22 protein-coding genes are annotated in these 15,620 nt (G+C 71.0%); 19 read left to right on the top strand and 3 right to left on the bottom strand.

Features of this window, described 5'->3' with window-relative positions; all coding sequences use genetic code 11:
* Positions 1 to 37 precede the first annotated feature (37 nt).
* On the bottom strand, positions 38 to 997 hold the full coding sequence (locus tag BMX29_RS03095; protein WP_092810326.1) for an acetyl-CoA carboxylase carboxyltransferase subunit alpha: 960 nt from the start codon (positions 995 to 997) through the stop codon (positions 38 to 40).
* An 82-nt stretch (positions 998 to 1,079) separates the two neighbouring features.
* Positions 1,080 to 1,676, bottom strand: coding sequence for a LysE family translocator (locus BMX29_RS03090; RefSeq protein WP_092810324.1), 597 nt, complete (start codon positions 1,674 to 1,676; stop codon positions 1,080 to 1,082).
* A gap of 82 nt (positions 1,677 to 1,758) precedes the next feature.
* On the opposite strand from BMX29_RS03090, the gene BMX29_RS03085 reads away from it, so the two are divergent.
* The 6 genes from BMX29_RS03085 (at position 1,759) to BMX29_RS03060 (ending at position 5,960) form a co-directional block, all read left to right on the top strand.
* Positions 1,759 to 2,202: an Lrp/AsnC family transcriptional regulator gene (locus BMX29_RS03085; protein ID WP_092810766.1), complete on the top strand. Its 444-nt coding sequence runs from the start codon at positions 1,759 to 1,761 to the stop codon at positions 2,200 to 2,202.
* A 71-nt stretch (positions 2,203 to 2,273) separates the two neighbouring features.
* On the top strand, positions 2,274 to 2,732 hold the full coding sequence (locus BMX29_RS03080) for a GAF domain-containing protein (RefSeq protein WP_092810322.1): 459 nt from the start codon (positions 2,274 to 2,276) through the stop codon (positions 2,730 to 2,732).
* Positions 2,729 to 3,352: a LysE family translocator gene (locus tag BMX29_RS03075; protein WP_043843041.1), complete on the top strand. Its 624-nt coding sequence runs from the start codon at positions 2,729 to 2,731 to the stop codon at positions 3,350 to 3,352. The genes BMX29_RS03080 and BMX29_RS03075 overlap by 4 nt, the downstream gene beginning before the upstream one ends.
* 249 nt (positions 3,353 to 3,601) lie before the next feature.
* Positions 3,602 to 4,210 (top strand): LysE family translocator, encoded by a 609-nt coding sequence (locus tag BMX29_RS03070; protein WP_092810320.1) that lies wholly within the window; start codon positions 3,602 to 3,604, stop codon positions 4,208 to 4,210.
* A 76-nt stretch (positions 4,211 to 4,286) separates the two neighbouring features.
* Positions 4,287 to 5,189, top strand: a complete 903-nt coding sequence (locus BMX29_RS03065; protein ID WP_092810318.1) for a homocysteine S-methyltransferase family protein — start codon at positions 4,287 to 4,289, stop codon at positions 5,187 to 5,189.
* A gap of 123 nt (positions 5,190 to 5,312) precedes the next feature.
* Positions 5,313 to 5,960 carry an RluA family pseudouridine synthase gene (locus BMX29_RS03060; protein WP_092810316.1) on the top strand — a complete coding sequence of 216 codons (648 nt, stop codon included), beginning with the start codon at positions 5,313 to 5,315 and terminating at the stop codon, positions 5,958 to 5,960.
* A gap of 35 nt (positions 5,961 to 5,995) precedes the next feature.
* On the opposite strand, the gene BMX29_RS03055 is transcribed toward BMX29_RS03060, so the two are convergent.
* On the bottom strand, positions 5,996 to 6,877 hold the full coding sequence (locus tag BMX29_RS03055; protein WP_092810314.1) for a helix-turn-helix transcriptional regulator: 882 nt from the start codon (positions 6,875 to 6,877) through the stop codon (positions 5,996 to 5,998).
* 275 nt (positions 6,878 to 7,152) lie between these two features.
* On the opposite strand from BMX29_RS03055, the gene tsaA reads away from it, so the two are divergent.
* The 13 genes from tsaA to BMX29_RS19110 all read left to right on the top strand — a co-directional run bounded on the left by tsaA (position 7,153) and on the right by BMX29_RS19110 (position 15,618).
* On the top strand, positions 7,153 to 7,635 hold the full coding sequence (gene tsaA / locus BMX29_RS03050) for a tRNA (N6-threonylcarbamoyladenosine(37)-N6)-methyltransferase TrmO (RefSeq protein WP_092810764.1): 483 nt from the start codon (positions 7,153 to 7,155) through the stop codon (positions 7,633 to 7,635).
* 34 nt (positions 7,636 to 7,669) lie between these two features.
* Complete coding sequence (locus BMX29_RS03045) at positions 7,670 to 8,617, top strand: urease accessory protein UreD (protein WP_244889131.1); 948 nt, start codon at positions 7,670 to 7,672, stop codon at positions 8,615 to 8,617.
* A gap of 3 nt (positions 8,618 to 8,620) precedes the next feature.
* Positions 8,621 to 8,923, top strand: coding sequence for an urease subunit gamma (locus tag BMX29_RS03040; RefSeq protein ID WP_092810312.1), 303 nt, complete (start codon positions 8,621 to 8,623; stop codon positions 8,921 to 8,923).
* Positions 8,924 to 8,949: 26 nt separating this feature from the next.
* Complete coding sequence (locus BMX29_RS03035; RefSeq protein WP_092810310.1) at positions 8,950 to 9,135, top strand: hypothetical protein; 186 nt, start codon at positions 8,950 to 8,952, stop codon at positions 9,133 to 9,135.
* The gene (locus tag BMX29_RS03030; protein WP_092810760.1) at positions 9,132 to 9,437 is read left to right on the top strand and encodes an urease subunit beta; all 306 of its coding nucleotides are present in this window, start codon (positions 9,132 to 9,134) and stop codon (positions 9,435 to 9,437) included. The genes BMX29_RS03035 and BMX29_RS03030 overlap by 4 nt, the downstream gene beginning before the upstream one ends.
* A gap of 273 nt (positions 9,438 to 9,710) precedes the next feature.
* The gene (locus BMX29_RS03025) at positions 9,711 to 10,754 is read left to right on the top strand and encodes a hypothetical protein (protein ID WP_092810308.1); all 1,044 of its coding nucleotides are present in this window, start codon (positions 9,711 to 9,713) and stop codon (positions 10,752 to 10,754) included.
* A 137-nt stretch (positions 10,755 to 10,891) separates the two neighbouring features.
* On the top strand, positions 10,892 to 11,191 hold the full coding sequence (locus BMX29_RS03020) for a hypothetical protein (RefSeq protein ID WP_051487453.1): 300 nt from the start codon (positions 10,892 to 10,894) through the stop codon (positions 11,189 to 11,191).
* 168 nt (positions 11,192 to 11,359) lie between these two features.
* Positions 11,360 to 13,072 carry an urease subunit alpha gene (ureC, locus tag BMX29_RS03015; RefSeq protein ID WP_092810306.1) on the top strand — a complete coding sequence of 571 codons (1,713 nt, stop codon included), beginning with the start codon at positions 11,360 to 11,362 and terminating at the stop codon, positions 13,070 to 13,072.
* Between the two features lie 155 nt (positions 13,073 to 13,227).
* A complete protein-coding gene (locus BMX29_RS03010; protein ID WP_092810304.1) occupies positions 13,228 to 13,449 on the top strand; it encodes a hypothetical protein in 222 nt (73 codons plus the stop codon).
* Between the two features lie 25 nt (positions 13,450 to 13,474).
* A complete protein-coding gene (gene ureE / locus BMX29_RS03005) occupies positions 13,475 to 13,984 on the top strand; it encodes an urease accessory protein UreE (RefSeq protein ID WP_043843057.1) in 510 nt (169 codons plus the stop codon).
* Positions 13,977 to 14,621 carry an urease accessory protein UreF gene (locus tag BMX29_RS03000; protein ID WP_092810302.1) on the top strand — a complete coding sequence of 215 codons (645 nt, stop codon included), beginning with the start codon at positions 13,977 to 13,979 and terminating at the stop codon, positions 14,619 to 14,621. Before ureE ends, BMX29_RS03000 begins: the two co-directional genes overlap by 8 nt.
* Before the next feature lie 11 nt (positions 14,622 to 14,632).
* Positions 14,633 to 15,268, top strand: a complete 636-nt coding sequence (gene ureG / locus BMX29_RS02995) for an urease accessory protein UreG (RefSeq protein WP_043843059.1) — start codon at positions 14,633 to 14,635, stop codon at positions 15,266 to 15,268.
* Positions 15,269 to 15,471: 203 nt separating this feature from the next.
* A complete protein-coding gene (locus tag BMX29_RS19110) occupies positions 15,472 to 15,618 on the top strand; it encodes a hypothetical protein (RefSeq protein WP_175471107.1) in 147 nt (48 codons plus the stop codon).
* Positions 15,619 to 15,620 lie beyond the last annotated feature (2 nt).

Below are 15,620 nucleotides of genomic sequence, written 5' to 3'. Positions count from 1 at the left end.
CCGCCGCGCTCGGTTCCCGCGCGGCTTCGACGGCCTGTCAGGCCGCGAGGCCCTTCGATCCGATATCGAGGAATTTCTGCCGGCGCTGCGCCACCAGGTCCTTGCGCGAGACGGTCTCGAGCTGGCCGAGCATCGCTGCCAGCGCCGCCGCCACGCTTGCCATGGTGCTTTCCGGGTCGCGGTGCGCACCGCCGAGCGGTTCGTCGACGATCCGGTCGATCACGGCGAGCTTCTTGAGGTCCTGCGCGGTCAGCCGCAGCGCCTCGGCGGCCTCGCGCATCTTCTCGGCGTCCTTCCAGAGTATCGAGGCGCAGCCCTCGGGCGAGATCACCGAATAGACCGAGTGCTCGAGCATCGCCACACGGTTGGCCGTCGCAAACGCCACCGCGCCGCCCGAGCCGCCTTCGCCGATGACCAGCGATACCAGCGGCACGCCGATCTGCAGGCAGGTTTCGGTCGACCGTGCGATCGCCTCGGATTGGCCGCGTTCCTCGGCGCCCTTGCCGGGATAGGCGCCGGGCGTGTCGATCAGGGTGATGACCGGCAGGCCGAAGCGGTCGGCCATCTCCATCAGGCGGATCGCCTTCCGGTAGCCTTCGGGGCGGGCCATGCCGAAATTGTGCTCGAGCCGTGTCTGGGTGTCGTGGCCCTTCTCGTGGCCGATCACCACGACCGGGCGATCCTGGAACCGAGCCAGACCGCCCAGCACCGCGTTGTCCTCGCCGAAGGTCCGGTCACCAGCCAGCGGCGTGTATTCGGTGAAGAGCTGGGCGATGTAGTCGCGGCAATGCGGGCGCTCGGGGTGGCGGGCGACCTGGCATTTCCGCCACGGGCTCAGCTTGCCGTAGAGGTCACGCAGCATCGCCTCGGCCTTGCGGTCGAGCGCGGCGGCCTCGTCGCCGATGTCCACCTCCTCGTTCGCGGCGGCCATGGCGCGCAGCTCTTCGGCCTTGCCCTCGATTTCGGCGAGCGGCTTTTCGAAGTCGAGATAGTGCATTGCGACGGACTCCCGGGGGCGCACGATTGGCCGTGATATGGCGGACGGGCGGGCCGGATGCAACCGACCGGGACGCGCCGGGTCAGGCGCCGATCAGGACCGGGACCAGCGTGGCCAGCAGCAGAACCGCCATCGTCACGTTGAACACCCGCAGTCTGAGCGGCTCTTGCAACAGGCGCCCGATCCACGTGCCGGCCACCGTCCAGGCGCCTGTCGAGATCACCGATACGGCGACATAGACCCCGGCCACCCAGGCAATCGCGGCCAGATCGCGCCCGGGCGCGTAAAGCGACACCGCCGACAGCGCCATCGACCACGCCTTGGGATTCACCCACTGGAATGCCGCCGCCTCGATGAAGCGCAGGGGGCGGCCCTTGGCGGCATCGGCGCGTGCGGGTTTGGCCGTGGCGATCCGCCAGGCGAGGTAGACGAGGAAAAGCGCCGAGGCCACGCGCAGGATCGTCTCGGCCGGAGGCCAGAGGTCGAAGAGGCGCATCACTCCCAGCCCCACCAGCGCGCACATGGTTGGGAAGCCGATCGCGATGCCCGCCATGTGCGGCAGCGTCCGCCAGACGCCGAAATTGGCACCCGACGCCATGAGCATCAGGTTGTTCGGCCCCGGCGTGATGACCGAGACGAGGGCGAAGGTCGCAAGCGCGAGAAGCAGATCGGGTGTCATGCGGGGCAGATGACTCCAATATCGGCCGCATGTTGTTGCAAAATCTTTCGTCGGAGCGCGCCGTGTGCAATATCTCGCCGCCATGGATGAAACAGACCGCCGGATATTGCGCGAACTGACACGCGACGGGCGCCAGAGCAACCTCGCGCTGGCGGACCGCGTGGGCCTGTCGCCCTCGGCCACGCTGCGGCGGGTCGCGGCGCTCGAGCGCGAGGGCGTGATCCGCGGCTATCGCGCGGTGCTGTCACCCGACAAGATGGGCGTGGGCTTCGCGGCCTACGTCACCGTGGGTCTCAACACCCACACCAAGGCCGCGCAGGAGGCGTTCGAGCGTGCGATGGCCCGTGCGCCCGAGGTCCGCGAGTGTCACAACGTGACCGGCGCCGTGGAGTATCTCCTCCGGGTCGAGGCCGCCGACCTCGCGGCCTACAAGGTGTTTCACACCGACGTGCTGGGCACTCTTCCGCAGGTCCACGCCATCACCTCCTACGTGGTCATGGGCTCGCCCAAGGACGACCGCGCCTGAACCGGTCGCCGGGTCTTGGCCCGGGGCGCCGCCCGAGGTAGCCCGTTCAGGCAAACGCGAGGGAGACCAACATGCGCGCCGACTACGCCGAGCTTGCCAAGACAATCAGCGCCCTGACCGAAGGCGAGACCGACGCGGTCGCCCTCATGGCCACCGTCGCCTGCGAGCTGCACCACGCCGACGACCGCTTCGACTGGACGGGGTTCTACCGGGTGACCGGGCCCGAGCTGCTCAAGATCGGGCCCTATCAGGGCGGGCACGGCTGCCTCGTGATCCCGTTCGACCGCGGCGTCTGCGGCGCGGCGGCGCGCACCGGCGAAACCCAGATCGTCGACGACGTGGAGGCGTTTCCCGGTCACATCGCCTGCTCGTCCTCCACCCGGTCCGAGATCGTGCTGCCGGTGCGCGGGGCAGGGGGCCGTCTGCTGGGCGTTCTGGACATCGACAGCGACCGGCCGGCCGCTTTCGGCCCGAGCGACGCCGCCGCGCTCGAGGCGATCCTGACGGACGTGTTCGGGGACGCGACGTGAGCTTCGGCGCATGGCTGGTCTTCGCGGGCTTCTGGGTGGTCTTCGTCACCTCGCCCGGACCGAACGCCGTCAACTGCATCGAGACGGGGATGCGCGAACGCCTGCCCCGCGCGCTCTGGGCGGTGGCGGGCATCCTGACGCAGGCGCTGCTGTTCCTGATCCTCTCCGCGGTGGGGGTCACGGCGCTCATCACCGCGTCGCCGGTGGCGTTCGAGGCCGCGAAAGTGGCGGGCGCGGCGGTGCTCGTATGGCTCGGCATCCGCACGTGGCGCGCCGCAGGCCGTCCGGTGGCCGAGAGCGCCGCCGCGGGCCGGGGCTCGATCTGGCTGCGCGCCTTCCTGATCGCTACCATCAACCCCAAAAGCGTCGCGGGCTACCTCGCCGCCTTCTCGCAGTTCGTGGAGCCGGGGGTGCCCATCGCCGCGCAGATGGGCGTGATCGTGCCCACGGCGCTGACCATCACGGCGATGAGCTACACTACCTACACCGCGCTCGGCGCGTGGCTCGGGGCGCGCGCGTTGTCGGCAGTCACCCAGACCTGGGTGCGGCGCGGGCTCGCCGCGTGCTTCCTGCTCTACGGTATCGCCCTCGCCGCGACCGCGCTGCCGGGGGTGGGATGATACTGCCGGACGGGTTCCCTGCCGCAGGGTTCTTCCCGCTCCGCCGTGGGCCGCGGCGGGCGCCGGTAGGCTGCCGGACTGGGTGCCCGATGACAGGGCTTCCCAACAGTGACGTGGGGGCTTGCGTCCCGGCGGGTTTGGCAGTGCGCGGTCCTTGCGTTCGACATACCGCGATCCGAACGTTTCTGCACACTTCGACACCTGGTCGCCTGGACTGCCGCGTCCCGACGCCCCGACCGGAGGCCCGCCATGCTGCCTGACGCCGCCACGCTTGTCAGCTTCCTCGGCGCGGGGCTCGTGCTGAACCTCACCCCCGGGGCCGACGTGATGTTCGCCATGGCCAGCGGTGCGCGTGGCGGTGTGCGCGCGGGGGTCGCCGCAGCCTTCGGCGTGAGCCTCGGGTGTCTGTTCCACGTCGCGCTGACCGCCGCCGGGGTGGCCGCGCTCCTGCGCGCGACGCCCGCGGCCTTCGATGCCCTGCGTTACGCGGGCGCGGCCTACCTTGTGGTCCTCGCCGTGCGGGCCTGGCGGGCCGACCCGTCCCCGACAGGCGAAGGCGGCGCCGCCACGCTGGGCCGCGCTGTCCTGCGGGGGGCGCTCACGAACGTGCTGAACCCCAAGGTCGCGCTCTTCATACTTGCCTTCCTGCCGCAGTTCGCCGATCCGGCCCGCGGCCCGGTCTGGACGCAACTGCTGGCGCTGGGCGGCCTATTCGCGGCCACGGGTTTCGCGGTGACCGGGCTCTACGGCGCGGCGGGGGGCGCGCTGCGCAGCTGGCTGGCAAGCCGCGCCCGGCTCCTCAACCGGATCTCGGCGGCGGTCTTCGCGGGCCTCGCGGCCCGGCTGGCCTTCGCATGACGCGCGGGCGGGGTGGCGCAGCCAGGGCCGCCCGCCTACGTCGCGCCCCGACGGCAGGCGCAACGGGGATCGCAGAATGGCACGGATCACGCTTTTGGACGGCGGAGTGGGTCACGAGATCGTCACCCGGGCCGGTCACGCCGACCGCCCGCTCTGGGCGACCGGTGCCATGGCCGACACGCCCGGCCTCGCCGAGGCAGTGCACCGCGATTACTTCGCCGCCGGCGCGACGGTCGCCACCGCGAACACCTACGCGCTCCTGCCCGACCGGCTGATGCCCGAGGGCCTCGGCAACCGGCTCGCCGAGTGGCGGGCGATAGCGCTCGAGGAAGCGCGCGCGGCGCGCGACGCCCACGGCGCGGGGCGCGTCGCGGCCGCCATCGGCCCCTTGCGCGGAAGCTACCGCCCCGAGCTCTTTCCCGACCACGCCACCGCGCTCGCGGAATACTCCGAGGCCATCGCCGCCTTCGCGCCCGACTCCGATGTCCTGATCTTCGAGACGGTGGCCTCGCTCGCCCATCTGCGCGCCGCCCAAGAGGCCGCCCGGACGACCGCACGGCCAGTCTGGATCGCGGTCACCGTGTCGGACACCGACGGCACCCGCCTGCGCTCGGGCGAGCCTGTGGTCGAGGCCGCGCGCCTGCTCGCCGACGGCCCGGCTGCGGCGGCGCTGGTGAACTGCTCGGCGCCCGAGGCGATCGGACCGGCGCTCGACCTGCTCGGCGACTGCGGCAAGCCGATCGGCGCCTATGCCAATGCCTTCGCCGAGATCACCGAGGCCTTCCTGCAGCCGCGCCCAACGGTCGACGCGCTGCCCGAGCGGCGCGACATCACGCCCGCGCGCTACGCCGCGCACGCGCTCGACTGGGTTGACCGGGGCGCCACGCTGGTCGGCGGCTGCTGCGCCACCGGCCCGGCCCACATCGCCGCCACCGCCGAAGCCCTGCGCGACGCCGGTCACGTCCTCGTCACTCCCTGACCCTTCTTCTCGTGCGAAATACTCCGGGAGCGCGAGGGCAGAGCCCTCGCTCGTCCTTCTCAGCCCGGCGCTGACCGTCGATCCGTCTTGCCCTCCCGCTCCGCCGGTGGCAGGGCGGCGGGCATGAGCGACGACTACGACCCGCCCACGGGCGAGATCCCCGTGCTGCACGCCGATCACGAGATTCTCGCGGTGGACAAGCCGGCGGGCCTCCTGTCGGTGCCGGGCAAGGGCGAGCACCTCGCCGATTGCCTGATCGAGCGGCTGCGCGTGCCGTTCCCCGAGATCCTCCTGGTGCACCGGCTCGACCGCGACACATCGGGGGTGATGATCTTCGCGCTGACGCCGCATGCACAGCGCCATCTCGGCCTCCAGTTCGAGAAGCGGCAAGCGAAGAAAACCTATCTCGCCCGCGTCGCCGGGCAGATGCCCGAAAAGACCGGCCGGGTGGACCTGCCGCTCATCGTCGACTGGCCGAACCGGCCGCTGCAGAAGGTCGACCACGAGACCGGCAAGCCCGCGGTCACCAACTGGCGACTGTTGCGCTCGGACGGGGCCGAGAGCCGGGTGCGGCTGATGCCCGAGACCGGGCGCAGCCACCAGTTGCGGGTGCACATGCTGGCGCTCGGCCACCCGATCCTCGGGGATCCGTTCTACGCGCCCGAAACCGCGGATCAGTATCCGCGGATGATGCTCCACGCCGAGGAACTGCGGCTGCGGCATCCGGACGGCGGCGCCGGGGTTCGGTTCCGCGCGCGTCCGCCGTTCTGAGGATCCGAAGCGGCGGAAGCGGCGAAGCCCGACGCTCAGTCGCCGTTCCAGCGCACCGTGCCGGCCTCGGAGACATCGTAGCCGCCGAGCCGTTCGGCCTGTGCCGCGAGGGCGTCGCTGCGCAGGAACGCCGCGAGCCGCTGAAGGGGCGGCTCGAAGTAGGCGGTACGATCCACCAGCAGATCGAAGCGCTCCTCCACCAGCGGCACCACCTCCAGTCCATGCTGCCGGGCGAGGGCGGCGAGCCCGAAGGTCGCGTCGGCGGCGCCCTGCTGCACCGCGAGAACCGCGTCCTGCTCGCTGAGCGCGGGGGCCGTGGTGTCGAACGCGTCCGCGCTCAGCCCGGCCTCGGACAGCAGGTGGGCGAACACCGTCTCGGTCCCCGAACCCGCCTGACGCGGCTGAAGGCGGCGGCCCGCGAGATCGGCGAGCGCGGCGATGCCGCTGCCGGGCCGTGTCACCAGGCCGCGGCTGCGTCTGGCAAACGACAGCAGCACCGCGTCGCGCGGCGCGGTCCGCCGCGCGGCCGCGACGTTCCATGCGCCGTCCTCGAGGATGTGGAGTCCCGTCGCCACGCCCTCACGCGCCGCGAAGCGCGACAGTCCGTCGCCGCTGCCGCTGAAATAAGTGGCGAGGCCGGTTCCGGCCTGCCGCAGTGCCCAGTCGAGAAGCGGGTCATGGCTGCCCAGGAAGACGTCCGGCCGTAGCCCGGGCGCCGGTGCCGCGCCGGAGGTGGCCCCGGCGGCGATCCAGTCGCGCACCGCGCGGGCGGGGAACAGCAGCTTGCCGGTGACCCGCGCGCAGGGCACGGCGCCGGAGGCGGCGAGGTCGTAGACCTTGCGCTCCTTGATCCGCAGCAGCGCGGCCAACTCGGGGACGGTCAGGAATTCGGGGTCGGTCTGCGGGGCGTGGCTCATGCGCGCAGGGTGCACCGTGCGCGGCCCCGGGCACAAGCGGCGGACGGCGGGCCGGACGCTCGGCTTCGCCGTCGCCCCGCCCGCCGTCCCACGTTCGCCGGTCGCGCGGAATGCGTCCCGGCGATTGTCTCCGGACTCCGCATCCTGCGGCTGTATCGCGCCCAGGTGGTGCCACGAAACCGCAGGTTGTGGATGGCGTTGCTGCCCCGGCCCGCCACCCCTTGCCCCGGCCCCGCCCACGGGGGCACTCTGCCGCCGCAGCGATGGAGCAGGCGATGAGCGACGACATCCGGACGGGCGAGGTGGCATTGAACGTGCCCGAGGCGTCGGACGCCAGCCTGCGCTTTATCGGTCGCATCCGGACGCCCTTCACCACCCGCGCCGAGTGCCCGAGGCAGGGCGATCCCGGCGACGGGCCGGACTGCCGGCTCGAGCTCGATCCGGTCTGGTCGCCCGGGCTTGACGGACTGGAGGCCTTCGAGGCGGCGGACGTGCTCTACTGGCTGGACCGGTCGCGCCGCGACCTCGTGGCGCAAAGCCCGAAATCGGACGGTCGCACCACCGGCACGTTCGCGCTGCGCTCGCCCGTGCGACCGAACCCGATCGGGCTGGCGCGGGTGCGGATCGTGCGGCGCGAGGGACCGGTTCTGGTCGTTCGCGGTCTCGACTGCCTCGACGGCACGCCGCTGCTGGACATCAAGCCCGAACGCTGTGCCTTCACGGTTCAGGCGCCAGCGAAGCCGGGCGTGGCCTCGTGATGTGCATCTGCCTGTTTTGCGGGCGCGGGCCGGCGTGTCTGCCTGCGAAACGGGCAGGGCGAAGGGGCATTGCCGTCCGGCCCTGCCGCCCGATCTGGCAGATCCCCACCGCCCTGCCCAAAATAGCCGCACACCGGACGGAGGCGAACCGATCCTCGACGAAAGCACCATAGGCCGGGTCTCTGCCCAGCGGGCCCGCGGAAGCGCCGCGCTGGCGGTCGCGCCGCGCGACGGGGGCACGGCGATCGCGGCCCTGTCGCAGAGCGGATCGGCGAAGCTGTTGTTCCCGCGCGCGCCCCGCGACGCGGCGCTCGACGCGGTGTGGCTCAACACCGCCGGCGGACTCACCGGCGGCGATACGTTCCAACTCTCGGCCGAGGCCCGGCCCGGGGCGCGTCTCCGTCTGACCACACAGGCCGCAGAGCGCATCTACCGCGCGCTGCCCGGCGCGCCGGGCGCCATGACCACGCAACTTTCGGTAGGGCACGGTGCCATCGGTCACTGGCTGCCGCAGGAGACGATCCTGTTCGATGCCGCTGCGCTCACACGTTCGCTGAGGGTGGACCTGACCGGCGACGCGGCGTTCCTCGGCTGCGAGGCGCTGATCTTCGGCCGCCGCGCCATGGGAGAGCGGGTGCGCGACCTTCGCCTGTCGGACCGGATCGACGTGACCCGCGACGGCCGTGCGGTCTATGCAGACCGCCTTCGGCTTTCTGGCGACGCCGACGCCCAGCTGTCGCGCGCCTTCGTGGGCGGCGGCGCCGGGGCGATGGCCACCGTGATCCTGGCACGCCCCAACGCGGGCGATGCCGTGGACACCCTGCGCGCGATGCTGCCCGCGAATGCCGGCGCATCGGCCCCGACCGAGGACGTGGCGGTGGTGCGGCTTCTGGCCGAGGACGGTTTCGAGCTGCGCCGGAGCCTCGTTCCGCTTCTCACGCACCTTGCCGGTGCGCCCCTTCCCCGACCCTGGATGATCTGAGACATGCAACTGACCCCCCGCGAAAAGGACAAGCTGATGGTCGCCATGGCCGCCGAGGTGGCGCGCCGCAGGCTCGCCCGTGGCGTCAAGCTGAACCACCCCGAGGCCATCGCCCTCATCACCGACGCCGTGGTCGAGGGCGCGCGCGACGGCCGCTCGGTTGCCGAGATGATGCAGGCCGGCGCCGAGGTGGTGACCCGCGAGCAGTGCATGGACGGCGTGGCCGAAATGATCCAAGAGGTCCAGGTCGAAGCGACCTTTCCCGATGGCACCAAGCTGGTGACCGTGCACGACCCCATCCGCTGACAGACGATTTCGAAGGAGCCGTTCCGATGACCCGATTCTCCGCCCCGGCCGCCGCAGCCCTCACGCTGCTGGCCGCACTGCCCGCCGATGCCCACACCGGCGCGCACCTTCACCCCCATGCGGGCGTCAACTGGCTGGCGGTCGCCGGCGTCCTCGCGATCTTCGCCGCGGCGGTGGCGGTGCTCCTGCGCGAGCGGGGGCCGTGGACGTGATCCCCGGGGAGATCATGCCGGCCGAGGGCGAGCTGACGCTCAACGAAGACCGCGAGGCAATCACCTTGATGGTTGCCAATACCGGCGACCGGCCGGTGCAGGTGGGCTCGCATTACCATTTCGCCGAGGCGAATCCCGCGCTCGACTTCGACCGGGACGCGGCGCGGGGCCACCGGCTCGACATCGCCGCGGGTACCGCGGTGCGGTTCGAACCCGGCCAGCGCCGCGAGGTCCAGCTGATCCCCTATGCCGGCGACCGGAAGGTCTACGGGTTCAACGGCGCGGTGATGGGCGACCTGTGATCCCGGACTGCGCGGCAGGCAGGGCCGCGGGTGCGCGAGGCTGGCTGTCGCCCCGCGTGTCCACGTCCCGTCAGTGTTCCCTGAGCGCCATCTCCGGGCCCGCCACGGTCCGAATCTGCAAATTTTCCGTGAAACCTGTCCGTGTGAGGCGCGAATCCGCCGCTGTGCGCGGCATGCCCCCTTGTTCTGCACTGCAGCGTGAGTGATGTTGACGTAGCGCAGGCTCGGGACACGACGCCAGGTCCCGCCCAGTGACGATAAGGGATGGATACGATGTACGTGATGACTCCGATCGCCGCCGCGACCAGCATGGCGGCCCTGACCGGCAAGGCGTGGGCGGCGCAGCTGCGCACTGCACAGGTGTTCTACGACGCGGCGTTGCAGCAGACCCGGATGATGTGGGGCCTGCCGATGGCCCAGCCGGTGAACATCTGCCGTCCGACCCCGCTGGCCGAGGCGCCGTCCAAGACGGTGGCCCGCGCCGCCGAGATCGCAGCGGATGCCACGGCCCCGGCCAGCCGCGCGGGCTCCGGCCCGCGTCGCGGCACGGCTGCACCCGCCAAGGCCGACCCGGCCAAACCCGAACCTGCCAACACCGGTGCGACGGCAAAGGCGGCGACCGCGTCCAAAGCGGCATCGGCCAGCACGTCGACGACCGGCACCAAGAGCGCCAAGCCTGCCTCGGGCAGCGCGGCGACGATCTCTTCTGCCGAGAAGTCGGCGACCGCCAAGTCAACATCCGGCGGCAAGACGGCCAAGTCCGGCACCACCGCGAAGCGTACCGCCGCGCGACCCGCGCCGAAGCGGGCCTCGGGGGCGGCAACGTCGAAAACGACGCAGCAGGCGCCGGAGACCGAGGCCGCGGCGACCAAGGGCGAGGCGAAGGCGTCTGACACGGCCGCTTCCGCCAAGGCTTCCGCCAGCACCGAGACGAAGGCCTCCACGACCACGGCCAAGAGCGACGACGCGGCACAGGCGTCCAGCAAGAGCGACACGGCGGCCAAGTCCAGCGCGGCATCCGGGACGACCAAGAGCGACAGCGCGTCCAAGGCGCCTGCCAAGGCCGAAAGCGCGCCGGTCTCGAAGCCTGCCGCCGGGGCGGAGAGCGGAACGTCCTCCACCTCCGAAAGCAAGACCACGACCGCGCGCAAGCGTTCGGCCCCGGCCGAAGTTTCGGACAAGTCTAAGACGGCAACCAAGATGCCCGAGGATACCGAGGCAGCGCCAAAGGCCGCGGCGCCCCGCCGCCGGGCGCGCAAACAGCCCTCGACGCCACCGGCCATGCCGGAAAGCCGGGCCACCGACGCCGACAGCTGAACCCCAGACGGCCCCGACGCACCCGCGCCGGGGCCTTTTCATGACGCGGCCCCCGCGTGCGGCGCGGAACCGAACGACGCACCGTCGGTTGCTGATGGCGGGAGGAGACCCGGTTCCGATTCATCAGGAGTGCGTGCATGTATCCTCTCGACCCCTTTTCCGGCCTGAGGGTCGGATTCGCCGCGTGGCGGCTTGCCCTCGAGGCGCAGACGGTCATGGCGATCCGCATCGCCGGTATGGCAGGTTTCCTCGCCCTGCCGCCCGGAGAGGCGCTGCGCATGGTCAACGAGAAAAGCCCGGCCTGGACCCGCGCGGCCATGGACAGCGGCAAGGTGATCGCCGGGGGCGGCTCGATGGTCGATGCGATGGGGGCGGGGATGCGTCCCCTCCATCGTGCGGCAAGCTCCAACAGGCGCCGACTGTCGCGGCGGCGCTGACCCCGGGAGGGCCGGGGGCCTTACGCCAACTTCGCGCAGTGCCCGTTTTCGCGGCACATGCCTGCACTGTCGGCACGGCAGCGTCGCCGCGCCCTTCCCATTTCCGCGCGGCGGCGGTTACGGTCTGACCGACGGCGGACGCACCGCCGCGCGACGGAGGCCCTCACCATGCCAGCAACCATGTCCCGCGCCGATCATGCGGCGATGTTCGGACCGACCACGGGCGACCGCGTGCGCCTTGCCGACACCGACCTTGTCATCGAGGTCGAGCGCGACCTGACCGGCCCCTACGGCGAGGAGGTCAAGTTCGGCGGCGGCAAGGTGATCCGCGACGGCATGGGCCAAAGCCAGGCGACTCGCGCCGAGGGCACCGCCGATACCGTGGTCACCAACGCGCTGATCGTGGACGCCACCGGCATCTACAAGGCAGACGTGGCCCTGCGCGACGGGCGGATCGCGGCCATCGGCAAGGCCGGCAATCCCGACACCCAGCCCGGCGTCGATATCGTCATCGGGCCGGGCACCGAGATCATCGCGGGCGAGGGACGCATCCTCACCGCCGGCGCCTTCGACAGCCACATCCACTTCATCTGCCCGCAGCAACTCGAAGACGCGCTGCATTCGGGCGTGACCACGATGCTCGGCGGCGGCACCGGCCCGGCGCACGGTACGCTGGCCACCACCTGCACGCCGGGGCCGTGGCATATCGGGCGGATGCTGCAATCGCTCGACGGGGTTCCGGTGAACATCGGCCTGTCGGCCAAGGGCAATGCCTCGCTGCCCGGCGCCTTGGTGGAGCAGGTCCGCGCCGGCGCCTGTGCGCTCAAGCTGCACGAGGACTGGGGCACCACGCCTGCCGCGATCGACTGCTGCCTGTCCGTCGCCGACGACATGGACGTGCAGGTGATGATCCACACCGACACCCTGAACGAGAGCGGCTTCGTCGAGAACACCGTGGCCGCCATGAAGGGCCGCACCATCCACGCCTTCCACACCGAGGGCGCGGGCGGCGGACACGCGCCGGACATCATCAAGATCTGCGGCGAGGAGTTCGTTTTGCCGTCCTCGACCAACCCGACGCGGCCCTATACCGGCAACACCATCGAAGAGCATCTCGACATGCTCATGGTCTGTCACCACCTCGACAAGCGCGTGCCCGAGGACGTGGCCTTCGCCGAAAGCCGTATCCGGCGCGAGACCATCGCCGCCGAGGACATTCTGCACGACATGGGCGCGTTCTCGATCATCGCGTCGGACAGTCAGGCGATGGGGCGCGTGGGCGAGGTGCTGATCCGCACCTGGCAGACCGCGCACAAGATGAAGGTCCAGCGCGGGCGCCTGCCGGACGAGCAGGGCGACAACGACAACCTGCGGGTCCGCCGGTACATCGCGAAATACACCATCAACCCGGCCATCGCGCACGGCATGAGCCACGAGATCGGGTCGATCGAGGTCGGCAAGCGCGCGGACCTGTGCCTCTGGTCGCCGGCCTTTTTCGGGGTGAAGCCCGACATGGTGCTGGTGGGCGGCTCCATCGCCTGCGCGCAGATGGGCGATCCGAACGCGTCGATCCCGACGCCCCAGCCGGTCTATTCCCGCCAGATGTTCGGCGCGATGGGCCGTGCGGTCGAGCGCTCGGCCGTCCTGTTCGTGTCCGAGGCCGCGCAGTCGGACGGCATCGGCGCGCAGCTCGGCCTGGCCAAGGATACCGTCGCGGTGAAGACGACCCGCGGCATCGGCAAGCGAGACCTGGTGCTGAACGACCATTGCCCCGAGATCGAGGTGAACCCCGAGACTTACGAGGTCCGCGCCGACGGTGAGCTTCTGACCTGCGAGCCCGCAACCGAGCTGCCGATGGCGCAGCGTTACTTCCTGTTCTGAGACACCGCCTTACGCTTCCCAACACATGACAGACGCAATCCGAGCCATGCACGCACCGCAAGACGGGGCTGTCCCGTTGTTCGTTGGCCCAAGTTTTCAAACTGCCTACTTCGTGGGCACGGGAGGAAACGAAACCGACGAAACGGATGCTACCGATGGCACACAGTGCTCAACCCGCCCACTTCACCAAATCCGCCAGCGTGACGGATTCGATCGCGCACGGCCTGACCCGCGCGCTGACCTTCCTGAGCCACAACAACCCGCGCTACCAGCAGCTCGATCGCGTGCAGTCGATGACCGACGCCGAGATCTCTGCCCGTGGCACGACCCGCGCCGCGATGGTGCGCCGCGTGTTCTCCGACCGCTTCTATCTCTGAGGCGCGACGGGGCAGGGGGCGCCGCATGAGCGCCCCCGCCCTGACTGCCCGCCGCGTTGCCGATCACGGCCACGACGCGGGCGCACCGACCGTGTCTCTCGACTACGAGGCGCGGTTCCTGCGGCGCAAGGTGCTGCCGCTCGACGACGGACGCAGCGTCCTCGTCGACCTGTCCCAGACAACATCGCTGAACCACGGCGACGTCCTGATCTGCGAGGACGGCACCGAGGTGCGCGTGGCCGCCGCGGCCGAACCGCTTCTGGCCGTCACCGGAGATCTGGTGCGGCTGGCCTGGCATATCGGCAACCGCCACACGCCCTGCCAGGTCGAGGCCGAGCGACTGCTGATCCGGCGCGACCACGTAATGCGCGACATGCTGGGCCGCCTCGGTGCGACGGTCGAGGAGGTCACTGCCCCGTTCCGTCCCGAGGGCGGCGCCTATGGCCACGGACGGACGCACGGGCACGACCATTCCCACGCGCACGGTCCGGAAGGCCACAACCACGCCCATCCCCATTCCCACAGCCATGACTGACGCCGGCGCGGACGCACATCTGGTCCTGCACCAGCTGTTCTCCCCGGCCTTTCCGACCGGCGGCTTCGCCTATTCCCACGGGCTCGAAGCGCTGGTCGCAGAGGGACGCGTGACCTCCGCGGCCGACACCGCCGAGTGGCTCGACGCGGTGCTGACCCACGGCAGCGGATGGTCCGACGCGGTGCTCTTCGCCCACGCCGCGCGGGGGGAAGAGCCAGTGGCATTGTCCGATCTGGCCGCCGCGATGGCCCAGTCGCGCGCCCGCCGGGCCGAGACGCTGCGGCAGGGCGCGGCTTTCGCGGGGACCTGCCGGGCGGTCTGGTCGCTCGACCTGTCCGACCTCGCGCTGCCGGTGGCCGCTGGACGGGCCGTGCATCTCATGGGGCTGCCCGTGGGTGCCGCGCTGCCGCTCTACCTCTCGGGACTTGTCGCCACGCTTGCTTCGGCGGCGGTGCGCCTCGTGCCGTTGGGGCAGAGCGCGGGGCAGACGGTGATCGCGGGGCACATCGCGCTGTGCGCCGACGTCGCCGCGCGCGCCGAATGCGCCCCGCTTGACGAAATCGGCGGTTTCGCCCCCATCATCGACGCGGCCGCGGCACGCCAGGAGGCGCTGCCGGTCCGCCTGTTCCAGTCCTGAAAGGAGGCGTTATGCCCTCTCCCCACGGTCCCCTCCGCGTCGGCATCGGCGGCCCTGTCGGTGCCGGAAAGACCACGCTGACCGCCGAGCTGGCGCGCCGCCTCGGGCCGCGGCTGTCGATGGCGGTCGTCACCAACGACATCTACACGCGCGAGGACGCCGAGGCGCTGATGCGGATGCAGGTCCTGCCGCTCGAGCGCATTCGCGGCGTCGAGACGGGGGGCTGCCCGCACACCGCGATCCGCGAGGACGCCTCGATCAATCTTGCCGCCATCGCCGAGTTGACCGAGGCGCTGCCGGACCTCGAACTGGTGCTGATCGAATCGGGGGGAGACAACCTGTCGGCCACCTTCTCGCCCGAGCTTGCGGACGTCACGATCTACGTCATCGACACCGCCGCGGGCGAGGAGATCCCGCGCAAGGGCGGCCCCGCGATCACGCGCTCGGACCTGCTGGTGGTCAACAAGACAGACCTCGCGCCGCATGTGGGCGCGTCGCTCGACGTCATGCGCCGCGATTCGGCGCGGATGCGGCCCGACCGCCCGACGATCTTCGCCTCGCTTCGGCACGGCGAGGGCGTGGACGAGATCATCGCACGCCTCGCCGAGATCGGCGGGCTGGACCTGGGACGCGTCGCCGCCGAGTGACGCGGCAGCGGGGTGGGGTGCCTCCGGCGGACGTAGTTCGGGACAGGAAGAGGCCGGGGCGGCGCACTTGCCGGGCGCGGCACCCGGCGAGCGCATCGGATGCCTCTGGCTGGGGTATTTCTGCCAGGAAGAACTCGGCGAGGCGCTGACACGGGCCAGCGCGGCGTGTCACTATTCGAGGGCCGAACACGCCGGAGCGCAACATGCCCTCGAACACCAGTAGCCTTTTCGACTGCCGCACCTGCGGGCAGGAGCTGACGTCCATCTACGCGATCGTTCAGACGGCGCCGATCTTCGAGCGCTACCTGCATTTCTGCTCGACCTGCGACAAGTCCGTGGAGGGCGGATAGGC

The organism is Roseivivax marinus (assembly GCF_900109705.1).
In the GTDB taxonomy this organism is placed as follows: domain Bacteria; phylum Pseudomonadota; class Alphaproteobacteria; order Rhodobacterales; family Rhodobacteraceae; genus Roseivivax; species Roseivivax marinus.
Note: the sequence above shows the minus strand (reverse complement) of the source record. Positions and strands in the feature narration are given on the sequence as shown.

Coding starts and splice junctions, on each gene's coding strand:
- BMX29_RS03020 (WP_051487453.1), top strand. CDS start 10,892: ATGTATCCTCTCGACCCCTTTTCCGGCCTGAGGGTCGGATTCGCCGCG.
- BMX29_RS19110 (WP_175471107.1), top strand. CDS start 15,472: ATGCCCTCGAACACCAGTAGCCTTTTCGACTGCCGCACCTGCGGGCAG.
- ureG (WP_043843059.1), top strand. CDS start 14,633: ATGCCCTCTCCCCACGGTCCCCTCCGCGTCGGCATCGGCGGCCCTGTC.
- BMX29_RS03080 (WP_092810322.1), top strand. CDS start 2,274: ATGCGCGCCGACTACGCCGAGCTTGCCAAGACAATCAGCGCCCTGACC.
- BMX29_RS03010 (WP_092810304.1), top strand. CDS start 13,228: ATGGCACACAGTGCTCAACCCGCCCACTTCACCAAATCCGCCAGCGTG.
- BMX29_RS03040 (WP_092810312.1), top strand. CDS start 8,621: ATGCAACTGACCCCCCGCGAAAAGGACAAGCTGATGGTCGCCATGGCC.
- BMX29_RS03055 (WP_092810314.1), bottom strand. CDS start 6,877: ATGAGCCACGCCCCGCAGACCGACCCCGAATTCCTGACCGTCCCCGAG.
- BMX29_RS03095 (WP_092810326.1), bottom strand. CDS start 997: ATGCACTATCTCGACTTCGAAAAGCCGCTCGCCGAAATCGAGGGCAAG.
- BMX29_RS03060 (WP_092810316.1), top strand. CDS start 5,313: ATGAGCGACGACTACGACCCGCCCACGGGCGAGATCCCCGTGCTGCAC.
- BMX29_RS03000 (WP_092810302.1), top strand. CDS start 13,977: ATGACTGACGCCGGCGCGGACGCACATCTGGTCCTGCACCAGCTGTTC.
- BMX29_RS03085 (WP_092810766.1), top strand. CDS start 1,759: ATGGATGAAACAGACCGCCGGATATTGCGCGAACTGACACGCGACGGG.
- BMX29_RS03090 (WP_092810324.1), bottom strand. CDS start 1,676: ATGACACCCGATCTGCTTCTCGCGCTTGCGACCTTCGCCCTCGTCTCG.
- BMX29_RS03035 (WP_092810310.1), top strand. CDS start 8,950: ATGACCCGATTCTCCGCCCCGGCCGCCGCAGCCCTCACGCTGCTGGCC.
- ureC (WP_092810306.1), top strand. CDS start 11,360: ATGCCAGCAACCATGTCCCGCGCCGATCATGCGGCGATGTTCGGACCG.
- BMX29_RS03070 (WP_092810320.1), top strand. CDS start 3,602: ATGCTGCCTGACGCCGCCACGCTTGTCAGCTTCCTCGGCGCGGGGCTC.
- tsaA (WP_092810764.1), top strand. CDS start 7,153: ATGAGCGACGACATCCGGACGGGCGAGGTGGCATTGAACGTGCCCGAG.
- ureE (WP_043843057.1), top strand. CDS start 13,475: ATGAGCGCCCCCGCCCTGACTGCCCGCCGCGTTGCCGATCACGGCCAC.
- BMX29_RS03065 (WP_092810318.1), top strand. CDS start 4,287: ATGGCACGGATCACGCTTTTGGACGGCGGAGTGGGTCACGAGATCGTC.
- BMX29_RS03025 (WP_092810308.1), top strand. CDS start 9,711: ATGTACGTGATGACTCCGATCGCCGCCGCGACCAGCATGGCGGCCCTG.